Source organism: Streptomyces sp. NBC_00989, from assembly GCF_045162655.1.
Lineage (GTDB): Bacteria > Actinomycetota > Actinomycetes > Streptomycetales > Streptomycetaceae > Streptomyces.
The window spans coordinates 7,720,554-7,736,143 of sequence record NZ_CP108728.1; the positions used below are offsets into that span (position 1 = coordinate 7,720,554).

Here is a 15,590-nt window from a genome sequence, read left to right on the forward strand (position 1 = left end):
CGTGGCTGGTGCCTACACCCTGTACGTCAACCTGCTCGCGTCCACCGGCGGTCTGTCCACCGGTCTGCGGCAGGGAGCCACCCAACTCCGCGCATTTGATGGGCAGTTGGACGGGACGGCCGCCCGGCTGAACCAGGTACGCGTGGCCGGTGACAATCTGGCCCGCGCTCAAGTAGCCGCGTCCGCGCAGATGGTTCGCTCCCAGGCGCAGGTGGCTCAGGCCGTGCAGCGGACCACCGTGCTCCAGGAACGCGCCGGCCGCGCACAGGCCGTAGCGGCGACGGCGGCCCGCCGTACGGCAGCGGAACAGGCTGCGGTCGCCGCGACGGGAGAACGAGCCGCACGGGCGCAGGCCCTGGCACAGACGATGAACGCCCGCGCTCAGGCCACGGTGGGCGCCGGGGCCGCAGCCGCCGCGCGTACCGCCGCGACGGCTGAGACAGTCGCCGCCCGCGCCGCCCAGGAACACGCCGAAGCCCAACGGCGCGCGGCTGCGGCCCAGGCCACGGCGACGCGCGCCACTGGCCTCGCGGCTTCGGCCGACGCCCGTGCCCTGTCCGCAGTCCGGATGCGGGACGAGGTGCAGACCACTGCCGCGCGCAACGCGCAGCGACAGGCGCAGCAAGTCGCGCGAGCCGAAGCACAGTTGGCCGCCGCACGAAGCGCCCAGGCTGCGCGGACCGCGAAGAACGGCCTGCTCATCGGTGCCGCTCTTGGTGTCGGCGTGGCTCAGGCGATCTCGCTGGAGCGGGCGATGGCCAACGTGCTGACGATCTCCCAGCAGATCACCTCCGAGAACGTCGGAGCCTTCACCGATCAGATCGTCGAGCTGTCCACCGAGCTGCCACAGACCGCCGACCAGCTCGCCGACGGCCTCTATCAGATCGTCTCGTCCGGCTTCGACGGCGCGGACGCCATGAAGATCCTCCAGGTCGCGGCTCGGGGCGCGTCGGCGGGCCTGACTACGACGGAGACTTCTGCCCGCGCTGTTCTCGGGGTGCTGAACGCGTACGGCATGTCGGCGTCCGACGCCAGCGACGTCATGGACGTGATGTTCCAGACCGTCAACTACGGCGTCATCTCCTTCGAGGAGCTTGCGCAGCAGCTCGGTGACGTCGTACCGATGGCGGCGGCGGCCGGTGTCGAGTTCGACGACATGAGCGCCGCGCTCGCCGCGATCACACTGACCGGCATCCCCGCGGCCGAGGCCGTGACGGCCCTGAACATGCTCCTCACCCGCGTCATGAAGCCGACGCAGGACCTCAAGCAGGCCATCAAGGACCTCGGTTACGAATCGGCCGCCTCCGCCGTCGAACAGGACGGCCTGTACGTGGTCGTGAACAAGCTCAACGGGGCGGCGGGCAACACCGCCGAGGGCATCTCGAACATGTGGAAGGACATCCGCGCCACACGTGCCGCCCTTGCCTTGGCCTCCGCCGGGGGAGAGAACTACGCCAACACCTACGCGGGCATCGCCAGCGAAGTGGCGCGCGCCGAAGCCACGCAGAAGGCGTACGCCCTCCAGACCGACACCGTCACCGGCCAGTGGAAGCTGGCCTCCAACCAGGCCCGTGCGCTCGCCATCGACGTCGGCCGAGCCCTGCTGCCGGCGCTCAAGGCTGTCGGGTCCGTCGTCCACACCGTCGTCGGCAGCATCGAGGACCTCCCTGGACCGATGAAGTCCGTCCTCACGATGGTCACCGCGTCCATCGTGGGACTGCTGCTCCTCCGGGCTGCCTACACGAAGGTCACCGTACAGATCGCCGCGTTCCGTACCGCCCTGGCCGCCGCTCAGGCGGGCGGGGCCGTCATGCCCGCCGTGTTGGCGGGTACCAGCCTCGCGGTTACCGGCCTGGCCGCAGTCCTCACCCTGGGCATCGCCGGATACGCCGCCTACACCGCTTCCAAACAGAGGGCGAAGGACGCGACCAACGAACTGGTCCAAGCCTTGCAGCAGGAGCGCGAGGAGGCGACGACCGGTGCCAGCATCAACAAGCTGTACGACCAGCTCACCGCCGACGGCGCGCTGAAGGACCTTGAGAAGGTCGGCATCGGCACCACCGAGGCGATCGACGCGATCACCTCCGGCGGGGCCAAGCTCGCCATCCTCCAGAGCCGCCTTCAGCAGGACTCCTACGAGTACTCGCGTAAGGCGAAGTCCGGCGATGCACCCGGCGACTACGAGAGCATCACCCAGTACTCCAAAGCGGAGAAGACCCTCGAAGACCGCCACAAGATGTGGTCCGAGGCGGTCAAGAAGGAAGCCGAGATCGCCCAGCAGAAGGCGATCGTCGAGGCGAAGATCAAACAGCAGGCCAAGACCAGCGGCGGCATCTTCGACCTGTTCTCCCTCGCGGACACCGACCGCACCGGCGCGCCCCAGATCACCGACGAGATGAAGGCACTCGCCGAGGCCGTCGGTGACGCCGTCGACCCGTCCCGAGCCTTCAGAGACGCACAGACCGCCGCGGCCGAGGCGATGCGCAAAGCCGGGAAGGACGCCGACACCGCCAAGGTCAAGCTGTCCGACTACATGAAGGAGCTGCACAAGCAGCTCCAGGCGCAACGCGACTTCCAGGGCAACCTGTCCGAACTCGCGGTGTTCGGCTACGACGACCTGGCCGACCACTTCGCGGAACTCGGCGTGGATGCCGCACCGATGCTCAACGAACTCGTCGGACAGCTGAAGAAGGGCAAGACGAAGGTCGCCGACGAACTGCGCGACATCGTGACTGAGGACGCGGAACGGTCGACGGAGGCGTACCGGCTCGGCCTGCAGAAGACCGCCGAGATCACCGAGAAGTACGGCAAGGAGATCGGCCGCGCCTGGGCCAAGGCGTCGGAGCGCAACGACCCGGCCGCCTTCCGGAAGGTCACCGAGCAGATGGCCCTGATCGATCTGCGCAAGGCCGTGAAGAAGTCCGTGGGCGACGCGCGCAGCGAGTTCGACCGCGGCATGGACCTCCTCGCAGAGGTCGCCAAGAGGAAGGGGAAGGACGCCGCCGGAGCCTTCCAGGACGCCCTTCTGTCAGGCGACACCGAACGAGCCATGGACACCCTGAAGAGCATCTGGGGAGCGGACGTACCGATCGACTCCCCGGACCTGTCGAAGGTCGTGGCCGCGTTCTCCAAGGCAGGAAAGGACGCGAACGCCGAATGGTCCGGGGCCCTGGACCTTATCCGGCAGGTCGCGGACACCAAGGGCACCGACGCCGCCGCGGCGCTGACGTCCGCCCTGCTCTCCGGCAACATGGCGGCGGTCAAGGCGCAGCTCGACGCCATCGGGCTGTCGGTCCAGAACATCCCCGGCACCAAGTCGGTCACCGTCAGCGTGTCCACGAACCAACCGCCGCCCGTGGTCATCCCCCTCGTACTCAAACGGCAGGCCACTTCCTGGGACCGCGACGGCAACGGTGTCCCCGACTCCATCCAGGCCCCCAGCAAGCAGGCCAACGGCTCCGTGCTCGAGTTCTACGCCGGCGGAGGTGTCCGTGAGCGCGAGAACCATGTCGCGCAGGTCGCGCGGCAGGGAACGTGGCGGGTGTGGGCCGAAGAGGCCGCGGGCCCCGAGGCGTACATACCGCTCGCCCACAACAAGCGCACCCGGTCACGGGCGATCACCGAGGAGGTCGTCCGTCGCCTCGGTGGCAAGAGCGTTGACTGGTACGCCAACGGAGGGCTGACCGGCTGGTCCTACAACTCCTCCGGCTCGACAGAGCTGGTCTCGATCTCGTCGGTCCGCGCGGACTCCATGCGGACGGTGAAGAAGGGCGGCAAGGAGACCGAGGTATTCGACCTCAAGCTCTTCGAGAAGAACCTCGACAAGGCGGTGAAGAGCGCCCAGCGGTGGCGCAAGGACCTGGCCACCGTCGCCCGGCGCGCTGGTCAGGATGTCGCCGACGCCCTGGAGGACATGGGCGAGGACGGCGTGGAACTCACCCACAAGATGGCCACCGGCAGCTCCAAGTACGTCACGGAGATGACCAAGGACCTGGAGAAGCTGGGCGTGGTCGCGCGAGCCACGCTGTCCGACTACACCACCCAGCTCAAGCAGGCCATCAAGGACCAGGCCGTGTTCGAGAAGAACCTCTCCAAGCTCGCGGCCATGGGCTACGGCGACTTGGCGACGATGCTCGCCGAGCAGGGAGACAAGGACGCGGAGGACATCGCCGCCGAAGCCGCCAAGTCCCCGAGCAAGGCCAAGAAGGCCAACACTCAGGCCAAGGCCGCCTCGAAGGCCATCCCCGACGACGACCTCCCGGACCTCGTGGCGATCATCTCCGCCATCACCTCCAGCAAGACCGGCATCCACGATGTCGCCGAGAAGACAGAACTCGGCGAGGACCGAATCATCGAGATCGCCACGCTCGGCCGGACCCGTATCAAGGACGCGCTGGGGAAGAAGGCCACGCGCTTCCTGTCCGACCTGGACAAGGCCAACAAGCAACTCGCGTACGAGGACGGCGGCATCCGTACCGGCATGTATGCCACCAGCAACGGGATCATCCGCTTCGCCGAGCCCTCCACCGGAGGAGAGGCATACCTGCCGCTCGGCGTGAACAAGCGGCGATCGGCGACGACCGTCCTGGCGGACGTGGCGAACAGGTTCGGCTACCAGCTCACCCCCGCGGGCGACAGCGGCCTCGTACGACTCGTCGACGCCCGGCCCGCCCCGGTCCAAGTCGTCGTCGTCCGAGAAGAACGGCCCGCCGCGCTCGTCGGATCCATGCCCGTGACCGTCAACGGCGGCGCCGACGCCAAAGCGGCCGACCAGGTCGGCACGGAGATCATGCGGCGGCTGCGCAACGCCCAGAGAGGAGGCCGCATCTGATGGCCGCGATCACCCAGGAGTGGCAAGTCGACTTCGCCGGCGTCCTCATGGGCCCCGGAACGGCGTACCCGATCAGCGAGATCACCGGACTGGGCACGCCCGAAGTCCGCGCCCAGGACGTCGAGTTGCCCACAGAGGACGGCTCATTCCCCGGCGTGGACTACTACAGCCCTCGCACGGTGACGATCGAGGCCGGCATCCGGACCCCGGGTGACCCGCAGGCCGCCGTCGACGCGCTCGCCGCACTCGACCAGGCAGCCGCCGACCCGGCCGTGCGGAAGACAGCAGGTGCCTTGCAGACACTGCGGCTGCTCTGGCCCGGACGGGACAGCGCCAAGCGGCTCTACGGCAGGGTCCGCCGAGTCGAGGCCGTGTCCATGGCGCAGGCCGTCTACGGCTGGATCCCCGTGACCCTGGAATTCGCGGCCACCGACCCGCGATGGCACGGAGAGCTTGAACAGCAGGTCACCCTGCCCCTGTCCTTCACGGGCGGCACAGGCTTCAAGGCCCCCGTCACTGCTCCGATCACCACCGGTGTGGCAGACCCGACCGAGCGCAGAGGCTGGGTCACCAACGCCGGGGACCTCCCCGCCTGGCCCTCCCTGAAGATCAAGGGCCCGGTCGTGAACCCCCGTATCTGGATCACCGAGACAGGCCGCGTCCTCGACCTGTCGCTGACCCTCGGTGAGAACGACACCCTCCAGATCGACACGCGCCCCGGCACGCGGTGGGTCCTGCGCAACGGCGCCAACGCCGCGTACGCCCTGTCCGCCGTGTCGCGCCTGGACCTTTTCCAGGTCCCGCCAGGGACGAGCGAAGTCCGGTGGACTGGCGCGGACTACACCAACTCCACCCGCCTCGCGGTGTCGTGGCGCGACGCCTACACCGCCCTGTAAAGGAGAGCTCTCACAGATGGCACTGATCCAGCCGCCCATGCTGACCCACGGTGGCACCCACCCCGCACGCGCCTTCCGGATGATGGTGCGCGACCTCGCGTCCGGGAACCAGGGCGTGACCGAAGGCAACGACTTGAAGGCCAGAGAGTGGTCCACTCCCGGGGCCGGCGTCCGAGTCGGCGACGGCTCGGCGGTCGTGACCGGAGCTGCGTGGGGCCAGGGCTCCTACACCCAGTACAACGTGGGCGACGCCATCGTGCCGATCGCTCCCACTGGCTCCTTGGCCCGGTCCGACCTCATATGCCTTCGCGTTGAGGATCCCGAGTACGAGGGCAACCGTGACCCTGCTGCCGACGAGATCGGCTACTTCCACGTCGTGTCCGGTGTCTCCGCGACCGCGAAGGCAGTCCCGTCCGGAATGACGGCGATCCCGCTGGCGCGCCTCGACATCCCGGCGAACACGGCCACCATCACCAACGCCATGGTCACGGACCTGCGACGGATCGCGAACCCTCGACGCGAGCGGACGTTGTACACCGCCTACCCCAGCGTGCTGAACCGGCTGGTCGCGCAGAACGGCCAGTGGTACAACTGGCCCGCCGCCGCCCGCTGGAAGGTCCCGATCCCGAGCTGGGCGACGAGCGCCAAGCTGCTGGTGACGCTCGCGGGCCTGCGCCTTTCGGAATCCGACGTGTTCGCCAACATGCAGACCTCCTTGGGCACCGACACGGGGCAGACCACCGCCATCGACGACGACCAGGGTGCCAACATCCGCCGCAACACCGTCGTCCTCGCCGACACCATCACCCTCTCTGCGGGCCTGCGCGGCACCACCCAGGACCTCTTCGTGCGCACCCAGCCCTCCAAATCCGAGTGGGGCAACCTCGGCGTCGACGCCGCGACTTCCCTGATCGCCGACGTGGAGTTCACCGAAGGCGTCGTCTGACACGACCCCGGCACCACCACACCACGGCGCGGGGGAGAAGCAGGAACGCGCCTGATGGCGTCGCCGTCGTACCGCTACCTCACCACCGACGCACTCACCAACAAGGTCCTCGCCTGGGACCTGCCCCTGACCGGCGTCGAGTTCGGGCCCGCACTCTCCGCGACCGGCAGCCTCACCGGCGCGGTCGAACCCCGCCTGGCCCACCTCGTCCGCTCCCAGCTCGACCCCGGCAACACCAAGATCTACGTAGAGCGTGACGGGCGGCTGCTGTGGGGCGGCCTGATCTGGCGAGCCGACCCCCAGGGCCAGCAGCTCAACATCGAGGCATCCGGTTGGGGTTCCTACCCCTACCGGCGCTACGACCTCCACGGCCAGCTCAACGCACGCGGCCCCTACACCTACGCGGACCCGTGCAAGGTCGTCCGCGACGTGTGGGCGTACTGCCAGGAGACGCCAGACGGCCAGCTCGGCATCCAGGTCGACGACACCACCTCGAAGGTCACCGTCGGCACTCCGGAGGACCCCTACCGGATCGACTGGTGGGACACCCCCTCGCTCGGTGACGTCATCTCGGACATGGTCGCCGTTGAAGGCGGCCCCGAGTGGACCGAAGATGCCACCTGGCAGAACGGCACGCCGCAGGGCCGCGTCCGAATCGGCTGGCCCCGCCTCGGCCGCCGCCGCACGGACATCCACTTCGAGTCCGGCGTGAACGTCGTCAAGGCAGTCCCTGTCGAGTACGACGCCGACAACCTGGCCCAGGTCGTCATCGCGCTCGGCGCCGGCGAGGGCCGCAACCGGCGCCGCGCCGTCGACGCCGTACGTGACGGTCGGCTGCGCCTGGAGCACCTGCTCGAAGTACCGGAGGAGAAGGCAAACGACAGGCTGGCCGCGCGCGCCCGTACGGAGCGCATCTCCCGCCAGGTCATCGGCGAGGTCACCGAGATCACCATCCGCGACCACCCCGCAGCCCGCTTCGGTTCCTGGCAGATCGGCGACGACGTACGGGCTCGGATCCACGACCAGTGGACCGACTTCGACGCCTGGTCCCGCATCGTCGGCTGGCAGATCCAGCCCGCCTCCGGCGACGCCCCCGAGCAGGCCGTCATCCAGCTCCAGCGCGCAGACCGCTTCACCTACGGGGGAGGCACCGCGTGAGCAGCGACATCGCTCGACTGGCCGCCCGCGTCGCCGTCCTGGAACGGCAGCTGGCCCGCACCACCCGCACCGCCCGCATGGCGTACTCATCCATCGAGGACGGCGCGATCGAGGTCTACGACCAGGACGGCACCCTGCGCGGCAGCATGGGCCTCCAGGACGACGGCACCGTCGGCTTCTTCGCCCACAACGGGCCGCCGCCCCCCACCCCCACGCCGCCCGTGGTCGAGCCCGCGCTGTCCGGGCTCACCGTGACCTGGCCCGGAACGTGGACCGACGCCGAGACCGCTCCACTCGACCTGGCCGAAGTCCAGGTGCACCTGTCGACGACCGCCGACGCCGAACCGGACACCAGCAGCCCCGTGGCCGCCTTCCACACGGCCGCCGGCGGAAGCATTACCCTCGCCACCGACACCTACACCCCGCTGTGGGTGCGCCTGATCGCGGTCAACACCTCCGGCACGGCCGGAGACCCCTCGACCGCTGTGCAGGGACAGGCCCGCAAGGCAGTCCCTGACGACCTCGTCAACGCGATCATCGACGAAACCAAGCTCGCCCGCGGCGCGGTCACCGACGCGGCGCTCGCCCTCGGAGCCGTCAACACGACCGCGCTCGCGGACGGCGCGGTGCTCGCCGAGAAGCTCGCCGCCAACTCCGTGACGCTGGGCAAAGTCGCGAGCGGCGCGATCACCCTCAGCTCGCTCGGCGGGGCACTCGCGGACGCCACCAGTCAGCGCCTCGTCGACACGATGGGGGAGGCCGCCGCCTGGCAGACCACTGATCAGGGCAGCGACGCCACGTGGGCGCACCTCACCGGTGTACCGGACGCTCCCACCGGCCGGAACGTCGGTGAGGCCCGCGGCTTCATCCGGCTCCGTGGCACGACCCTCGTCCCGTACGAGCCCGGTGTCCTGTACCGGATCAGCGCCCGGATCAGGGCCACAGCCCAACTCGCAACCGGCCCGGACGCGTTCTACGTCGGCGTGCTCGGCGTGGGCGCAGACCAGACCACCCTGGTCAACCGCGCCGGGGCGAACACCCCGAACAGTCACTACTACATCGCGGCGTCGTATCGATCGCTGCCGACCACGGACGGCTGGGTCACGGTCGTCGGCTACCTCAAGGACCGCGCGGCTGCGGGCTCCGCCGGTCCTAACAACGACCCGCGCTCACCCGGCACCGTGCACGACGCCGTCCGGTTCATCACCCCCTACTTGTGGCTGAACTACGCCTCGGTGGGCGTTTCCGGCTCCCCGGCCGTCATGCAGGTCGACGCCGTTGCCATCGAGGCGCTGAAGACCGGGATCGTCGACGCAACCAACCTCGTGAGCGGTTCGGTGACCGCCGCCGCGCTCGCGGCCGACTCGGTGATCGCAGGGAAGGTCGCGGCCGATGCCATCACGGGCCGCGAGATCGCCGCGAACTCGGTCACGGCGACCGAGATCGCGGCGGCCTCGATCTCCACGGACAAGCTGGTCGTCGCGGGCGGCACCAACGTGCTCGGCGACCCGTCGTTCGAGGGTGCCTACACTGCGGCGATCGCCACGAACGTGTGGTCCGTCGTCTCCGGCGGCAACGGCTCCGCGAAGGCACTGCGCGTCGACGCCACGGCGACGGCCGCCACGACACGGTCCCTGAACCTCACGTCGATGCCGATCCTGAGCGGAGAGCAGCTCTACCTCGCCATCGACGCCAACGCTTCCGCCGACTGGGCGGGAGACGCACTGAAGTTCTACGCCCGGTGGCTGGACGGCGCGGGCGCCACCGTTGGCTTCGGCGTCGCCCAGGTGGACGTCCCGGCCCGCGGGTCGTGGCAGCGTCTTGCCGCCACGGTCACGGCGCCGGCGAACACCACCGTGGCCGCGGTCTGGGTGGAGACGTACCAGTCGACTGCCGGAGCTGTGCTGTGGGACAACGCAGTCGTCCGTCCGGTGGTACCGGGCGTGCAGATCGCTGACGGCGCGGTCACCGCGCCCAAGATCCTCGCGGGAGCGGTGACTGCCGAGAAGATCGCGGCCTTGGCCATCACGGCCGAGAAGATCGCGGCGCTGTCCATCACCACGGACAAGCTGAACGCACTGACAGTCACCTCGGACAAGATCGCGGCCAACGCCGTGACGGCAACGAAGATATCGGCGGGCGCGGTTGAGGCGACCCATATCAAGGCCGGGGCAATCACGGCGGACAAGCTCGACGCCGACGCCATCAACGGCAAGACGATCAACGGAGCCGTTCTCACCGGCAGCACCCTTCAAACTGCCGCGAGCGGACAACGAGTTGTCATCAGCCCCGGAAACACCAATCCGGAGACCGGATCGATTGAGTTCTATTCCGGCAGCGCCGATGAGTCGGCACCGGCAGAACTCAATACCGCCATCGGGTACGCCTCAGATTCCTCCGGTACCTACGAAGTTCCGAGTGTTTCGCTGAGCGCCCCGAAGGTGACTGGTTCGAGCCAGGAAACAGGGATGTTCCTGCAAAGCCACGTGCCGGGCTATTCGGGAGCAGTCTTCAACCTTTACGCAAACGATCTGAGCGGCAACGGAGTTGCCTACATCAACGGATACGGAGCTGATACCTCGGCTGCCGGATCGTCCATCGAGCTGCACGTTCGCGATGCGCCGTCCGCATCGGCCCAGTCCACTGCCAAGCTCACATCCAGCGGATTCGCGATCGACCGAGACCTCAGCGTCTACGGCAAATCCCAAGGTCGCGGATTCGTCGCGCAGAAGACTCTGACCGCGAACGTCACGTTCTCCAGCACGGAGACGGCCGTCATCACAACTGGCAGCATCACGTTCAAGACCGGCCGCGCCTACCGTGTCTCCCTCTGGGCGCTGCACAGTGCGGCCAGCGACAGCTACGCGCTATATCGAATCCGCAAGAACACCGTGTCCGGGACGATTTACAAGGACCAGATACGGGCCAACAATCTGCAAGCCTCCACAGCGAACGCAGCCGTTTCCGTCCAGACCATCCTGACCAACACCACGGGCAGTGACGTCACCGCCTCGCTGTGCTGGACCGGAACTCAAGGCGGAGTCGCACAGACGTGGACGCTCGCCGCCAGCAGCAGCAACGTCGCCTATCTCCTGGTGGAGGATTGCGGCTCCGCCGACGATTACACCGGCCAGGCCATCACCTGACCGGCTCCAGGACGCCAATTCAGGTCTGCCCCGCGTCTCCTAGATGCGCCGACTCATGAGATTGGTGCCAGGGCACCGCGATCGTCGAAGCTCGGGTCCTCTTCAGGAAGAACTGTGAAAACCCCGGATCCAGGAGGATCCTCCACGGATGCTCTGTAGAGGCGAGCTGCCCACTCAGAGGTGGGCCACCGTGTGGCGTTGTCCCAACGGACCCCTACGAGGTCCACCCCTTCAAGGGTCACGGCAGAAAGATCGGCACCACAGAAGTTAGTTGCTGTGTCCAATAGGTTGTCACGAGCCGCGATAAGCTCCTTGAGGAATTCAGGTAGGGGGCCCAGTCCAAGGTTTCGGGTTCTGACGAGCGTTGAAAGTGTCTCGGCACTTCCGCTGGCACGGTCAAGCTCGAAATGAGCGAGTTGTTCGACAAGGTCATTAATGATGGCTTGGTCGACAATGCTGCCGAGATTGAGGGGACGACTGAGCAGGTTAGCGAGGACCTCGGTTTTTGCGACCATGGCCTCAATGTCGAGTGCGGCTCCAAGGGTAGGTTCGAGGGCGAGTTGGACGGCTATGTCATGGGTGAGCATGCGTTGAACGGCCAAGGTTTTTTCAAGGGCACGGACGCGGTCTCGAAGGATTACGTCTTCCAGGTTACGGGTGCACTCGAGGGCCCGGTCGAAGAGTGGTTGGAGGCCGCGGACGGGTTGGGCGCTTTGGGTGAGGCTGCGAGTATCCTCAAGGGCGCTCTTGATGTCACTGACCAGATTCGTCCCTATGTGCTGGATGCTGATGAAGGCATCGGCGGATTCATTCAGGTAATGTGCGACACTCGCCAACTGGCTGCGAGACCGTAGCCGCATCCATGGCGGCATCCCCTTATAAACACCCGTCACATTTACGATCCCCTGCGCAACCGCGTACTCCAAAGCGGGCTCGTGCACCGTACGACGCGCGCGAATACGCGGAGCTCGCGCAGGAAAGTACGCGGCACGGTCTCCTGGCCTTCCCGAGCGGCTCGCGGGGGGCCGGAAGCCAGGAGAACGACGTGAAAAGACAGCCACGACGCGGCCAACGAAGGACTCAGCAGCAACAGTCACGTCGCACCTCCCTCGCCGGCCGGATCCTGCGGCGTGGCAGCGTTCATGTCCGCTGGCGAATGTCCTGGTGACGGAGCACCTAAACGGTCAGGCTGGGTTGCGTTCGACTGCGTGAAGCCAGAATGCTGCCCTTGTTGGCGGAACGTCTGTGGTTGCGGCTGCGCTGCCTCGACCACGCCGTCCAACGCAGCCCGTCCGGCGGTCTTCACCATCAATGGCACCAGTGTGGAGGCCTGCTGGACAGCAGTCAGCGAGCCGAGCCCAATGAGGAAAGCCACGAGCGGATTCGTGCTCTGTGGATAGGTGGCTGCCACGACACCTGTCAGGGCCCCACTGACCAACAACCGCAGCATCCCTGCGACGCAATACGCCTTCCAGCCGGGTGCGGGCAGTTGCTCCTCTCCAGGCCGTATATCGGCTCTACGCTGAGGCGGATCGATGGTGTCCGACTGGACGTTCCACGGCATCTGACGGTGCCACTTGATGGCCTTGATAATGTCGAGTGCCTCCATGGTGGTGCCACCAGCCGCTCCCACCGCAGCCGCCATAAGCCAGTCCATGACTCGAGGCTAGGGGGAATCGTGCGGACAGGAAGTAGTTCGGCGTAACCAACGTGCTGAGACAGCACATCTAGACTGATCTTCAGCGGCGCGGGGCTGCCGAAGGGAGCGCCGTGACCGCGCCGCCGGCACAGGACCCCACGCCGTGGGAACTGCTGCGGGCCATGCAGCAGATGCGCGACGACCTGCGCGCCGACTTCGCTGCCTTCAGCGCGCGGCTCGCCGAGATGGTGACGAAGATCCAGTACGACGCCGACCGGCGGACTGACGAGGTACGGATCAAAGCTGTCGAGGACGACGTCGCCCAGATGCGGCGCGAGCGTGAGACGGAACGCCAAGAGGCCCGCGGCGTACGGCGGTTGGCGCTTACCGCCCTCGTGGCCCCGGTCGTGGTGGGAGTGATTGTCGCGATCGTGACCGGCAAGCTCGGACTGTAGGCTCGGAACAGCAGGCGCGGGGGAGAACAAGGAACGCGCCATGCCTGATCTCTGGCTGCCTGGAGTTGAGCGGCACCCGCTCAGCGACACCGCACCCACCGACACGCAGTACGACCCACGCGTCATCTGGCACATCACGTGGGACAAGAACGCCACGGCGGCCAAGCCCGCCGATCTCGTGGCATTCGACAAGCTCGTGCAGTACTTCACCGGCGGCGGCAAGGGAGTCGCGCCGCATCTGCTCTGGGATCCCTTCACGGGCAGGACGGCCCAGTTCTATCCGGCGAACAGCCGGTCCAAGTCGGTCGTCGATCTCGCAGGCGGCACCCGGACCAACCGCACCGGGAAGGTGTGTCTCCAAGTCGAGACGCTGTTCTTCCCGTACTGCCGCGTGAACGGGAAGTCGTACGCGACCGTCCGGGACACCCCGGTCAAGGGACTCACCAACATCCTGGCCTGGGCCCGGAGTTGGGGGGTGCCGGACGTCTGGCCGATGGGCGCCCCGACCTGGAAGGCGAACCGCAGCGAGCACACCTGGGAGACGGAGGGCGGGCACTACGGCCACGGCCAGACGCCCGAGAACACGCACACGGACCCGGGCCCGATGCCGAAGTGGCCGACCACCACGTCGACGACGCCCAAGCCGGGCCCGCCGGCGTTCCCTGGCCGAAGCGCCTTCGGACCCGGCAAGTCGAACGCTTCGATTCTCCTGCTGGGTCAGCAGCTCGTACGCAAGGGCTACGGCAAGCACTACCGCGTCGGCCCGTCCCGCGACTGGGGTGAGGCAGACCGCCTCAACGTCGTCGACTTCCAGCACGCCCAGAAGTGGACCGGATCCGACGCCGACGGCTACCCCGGCCCCGAGACCTGGCGCCGACTCTTCGCCTGATCCCTCTGACCAGCCCAAGGAGCACATCCCCATGAACCTCTACGCCTCGCTGCTGCGCACGGGAGTTCCGGCTGCGGTCGGCTGGCTCGTCGCGGTGGCCCTCCGCCACGGACTCCATCTCGACGCCACGGCCGTCACGGGAGTCCTGACCCCGGTCGCCACCTTCTCCTACTACGGCGTCTTCCGGCTCGCCGAGGAGCGCCTGTCGCCTCGGTTCGGCTGGCTGCTCGGCTACGCCCGTCCGCCGAAGTACGAGAACACGACGCTCACCCTGCCGCGTACCTGACCCACGATCAGATGAGGTGACGTCGAGCAGCCGAGAGCCCAGCATGGAAGAAGACCCCCGTCTCGCGACGGGGGTCTTCGACCTCTTGGAGACTCCACCCTATCGCCTCTTCGGCGAGGTCGGACTCTGCTTCCACGTTGGTTACAATCTATATGCAGACGTGACGTGAGCTGGAGGCGATGGAGTGGCGGAGGACGAGGCGCCGGCGGGAAGGAAGCCGTATCTGGCCGGCGGAGCTGAGTTCGCCGCGCTGTACGACGTGAAGCGGCTCCAGGTCAGCCAGTGGATCAGCAGGGACCACACCCTCGACTACCGCTATGCCAAGATCATCAGCGGATCGCCGTACTGGCTCCTCCAGTTCGTGAAGGGCTTCGGAGAGACGACCCCGCGCCCGAAGCACCTCAATCAGACGGAGCTTGAGCGGCTGACCAAGGAGCAGGGCCCGGGCTACTGGGTGAGGGAGGTTGAGCAACTCCCCCCGCTGGTAGGTCAGGCCGAGTTGGTGACCCTGTTCCGGCTTCCGTCTGGCGCGCTCCTGCGGAAGGCCATGAGTACGGGTCGGTTCCGGCCTGCCGACTACAACCTGTCCGGATCACCGATCTGGCTCCTGGAGCCGGTCGTTGCAGACGCACCCGCGCTACGGGCGGGTGCGCGTGGAGTGGACTGGGTGGCCGATGAGGGGGTCTTGGCGGCCCTGCGTGACGGCAGCTACGACGGGCCCGGATCCAGGATCGTGCCGCGAGGTAAGGCGGCGAACAAGACCGCCGAATAATCGCAGGTCAGAGGCTTTAGTTCCTTGATCTAACCCCTGAATGCATATAGAATGGAAGCGTACCCAAGGGGGTGCGCTCCATTCGTCGAAGGGAGGGTCGTGCAGCGATCCAGGGGGCCGCCGGAGGGTGGTCGGCGGTGTTGTCGATCGACAATCCCTCTGTCCAAAGATAGATTCCAACACTTCAGTGTTCTAGGTCTATCTTTGAGGGGGGGCCTTGCTGATCGAACAGCCGCCGTTGTTCGGCACCATCCAGCCCGTTCGCCACCCCGCTGATGTCGGCAGCCTGACCATCCAGCAGCGATTCGAGGCGTTCCACGCGCTCAACCCCTGGGTTCTCAGGGCGCTGATCCGGATGACCGCCGACTGCGCGGAGAAGGGGTTCGGCCGCATCGGCATCGGGATGCTCTTCGAGCTCCTGCGCTACCAGTACGGCGCGGCGACCCGAGGCGACGAGTTCGCGCTGAACAACGACTACCGCTCCCGGTACGTACGGCTCCTGCTGGCCGAACACCCGGAGTGGGCAGCCCTCTTCGAAGTCCGGGCCCTGCGCACGGACTGACCACGACCTC

12 protein-coding genes are annotated in these 15,590 nt (G+C 67.3%); 11 read left to right on the plus strand and 1 reads right to left on the minus strand.

Going from position 1 to position 15,590, the window contains the following annotated elements; genetic code table 11:
• Nucleotide 1 precedes the first annotated feature (1 nt).
• From OG714_RS34505 to OG714_RS34530, 6 genes are all read left to right on the plus strand, one after another.
• The gene (locus tag OG714_RS34505) at nucleotides 2-4,831 is read left to right on the plus strand and encodes a phage tail tape measure protein (protein WP_406126928.1); all 4,830 of its coding nucleotides are present in this window, start codon (nucleotides 2-4) and stop codon (nucleotides 4,829-4,831) included.
• A complete protein-coding gene (locus OG714_RS34510) occupies nucleotides 4,831-5,727 on the plus strand; it encodes a phage distal tail protein (protein ID WP_406126929.1) in 897 nt (298 codons plus the stop codon). Before OG714_RS34505 ends, OG714_RS34510 begins: the two co-directional genes overlap by 1 nt.
• Nucleotides 5,728-5,743: 16 nt before the next feature.
• The gene (locus OG714_RS34515) at nucleotides 5,744-6,673 is read left to right on the plus strand and encodes a hypothetical protein (RefSeq protein ID WP_406126930.1); all 930 of its coding nucleotides are present in this window, start codon (nucleotides 5,744-5,746) and stop codon (nucleotides 6,671-6,673) included.
• A 54-nt stretch (nucleotides 6,674-6,727) separates the two neighbouring features.
• The gene (locus OG714_RS34520; RefSeq protein ID WP_406126932.1) at nucleotides 6,728-7,831 is read left to right on the plus strand and encodes a hypothetical protein; all 1,104 of its coding nucleotides are present in this window, start codon (nucleotides 6,728-6,730) and stop codon (nucleotides 7,829-7,831) included.
• A complete protein-coding gene (locus OG714_RS34525; RefSeq protein WP_406126933.1) occupies nucleotides 7,828-10,977 on the plus strand; it encodes a hypothetical protein in 3,150 nt (1,049 codons plus the stop codon). Before OG714_RS34520 ends, OG714_RS34525 begins: the two co-directional genes overlap by 4 nt.
• 407 nt (nucleotides 10,978-11,384) lie before the next feature.
• Nucleotides 11,385-11,831, plus strand: a complete 447-nt coding sequence (locus tag OG714_RS34530) for a hypothetical protein (RefSeq protein WP_406126935.1) — start codon at nucleotides 11,385-11,387, stop codon at nucleotides 11,829-11,831.
• A 239-nt stretch (nucleotides 11,832-12,070) separates the two neighbouring features.
• On the opposite strand, the gene OG714_RS34535 is transcribed toward OG714_RS34530, so the two are convergent.
• Nucleotides 12,071-12,634, minus strand: a complete 564-nt coding sequence (locus OG714_RS34535; protein ID WP_406126937.1) for a hypothetical protein — start codon at nucleotides 12,632-12,634, stop codon at nucleotides 12,071-12,073.
• A 113-nt stretch (nucleotides 12,635-12,747) separates the two neighbouring features.
• Between OG714_RS34535 and OG714_RS34540 the strand changes: the two genes are divergently transcribed.
• From OG714_RS34540 to OG714_RS34560, 5 genes are all read left to right on the plus strand, one after another.
• Nucleotides 12,748-13,071, plus strand: a complete 324-nt coding sequence (locus OG714_RS34540) for a hypothetical protein (RefSeq protein WP_406126939.1) — start codon at nucleotides 12,748-12,750, stop codon at nucleotides 13,069-13,071.
• A gap of 40 nt (nucleotides 13,072-13,111) precedes the next feature.
• On the plus strand, nucleotides 13,112-13,960 hold the full coding sequence (locus tag OG714_RS34545) for a peptidoglycan-binding protein (RefSeq protein ID WP_406126941.1): 849 nt from the start codon (nucleotides 13,112-13,114) through the stop codon (nucleotides 13,958-13,960).
• Between the two features lie 31 nt (nucleotides 13,961-13,991).
• Nucleotides 13,992-14,246 (plus strand): hypothetical protein, encoded by a 255-nt coding sequence (locus OG714_RS34550; protein WP_406126942.1) that lies wholly within the window; start codon nucleotides 13,992-13,994, stop codon nucleotides 14,244-14,246.
• Nucleotides 14,247-14,430: 184 nt separating this feature from the next.
• Complete coding sequence (locus tag OG714_RS34555) at nucleotides 14,431-15,018, plus strand: hypothetical protein (RefSeq protein ID WP_406126943.1); 588 nt, start codon at nucleotides 14,431-14,433, stop codon at nucleotides 15,016-15,018.
• A gap of 217 nt (nucleotides 15,019-15,235) precedes the next feature.
• The gene (locus tag OG714_RS34560; protein ID WP_232838217.1) at nucleotides 15,236-15,580 is read left to right on the plus strand and encodes a hypothetical protein; all 345 of its coding nucleotides are present in this window, start codon (nucleotides 15,236-15,238) and stop codon (nucleotides 15,578-15,580) included.
• Nucleotides 15,581-15,590: the final 10 nt, after the last annotated feature.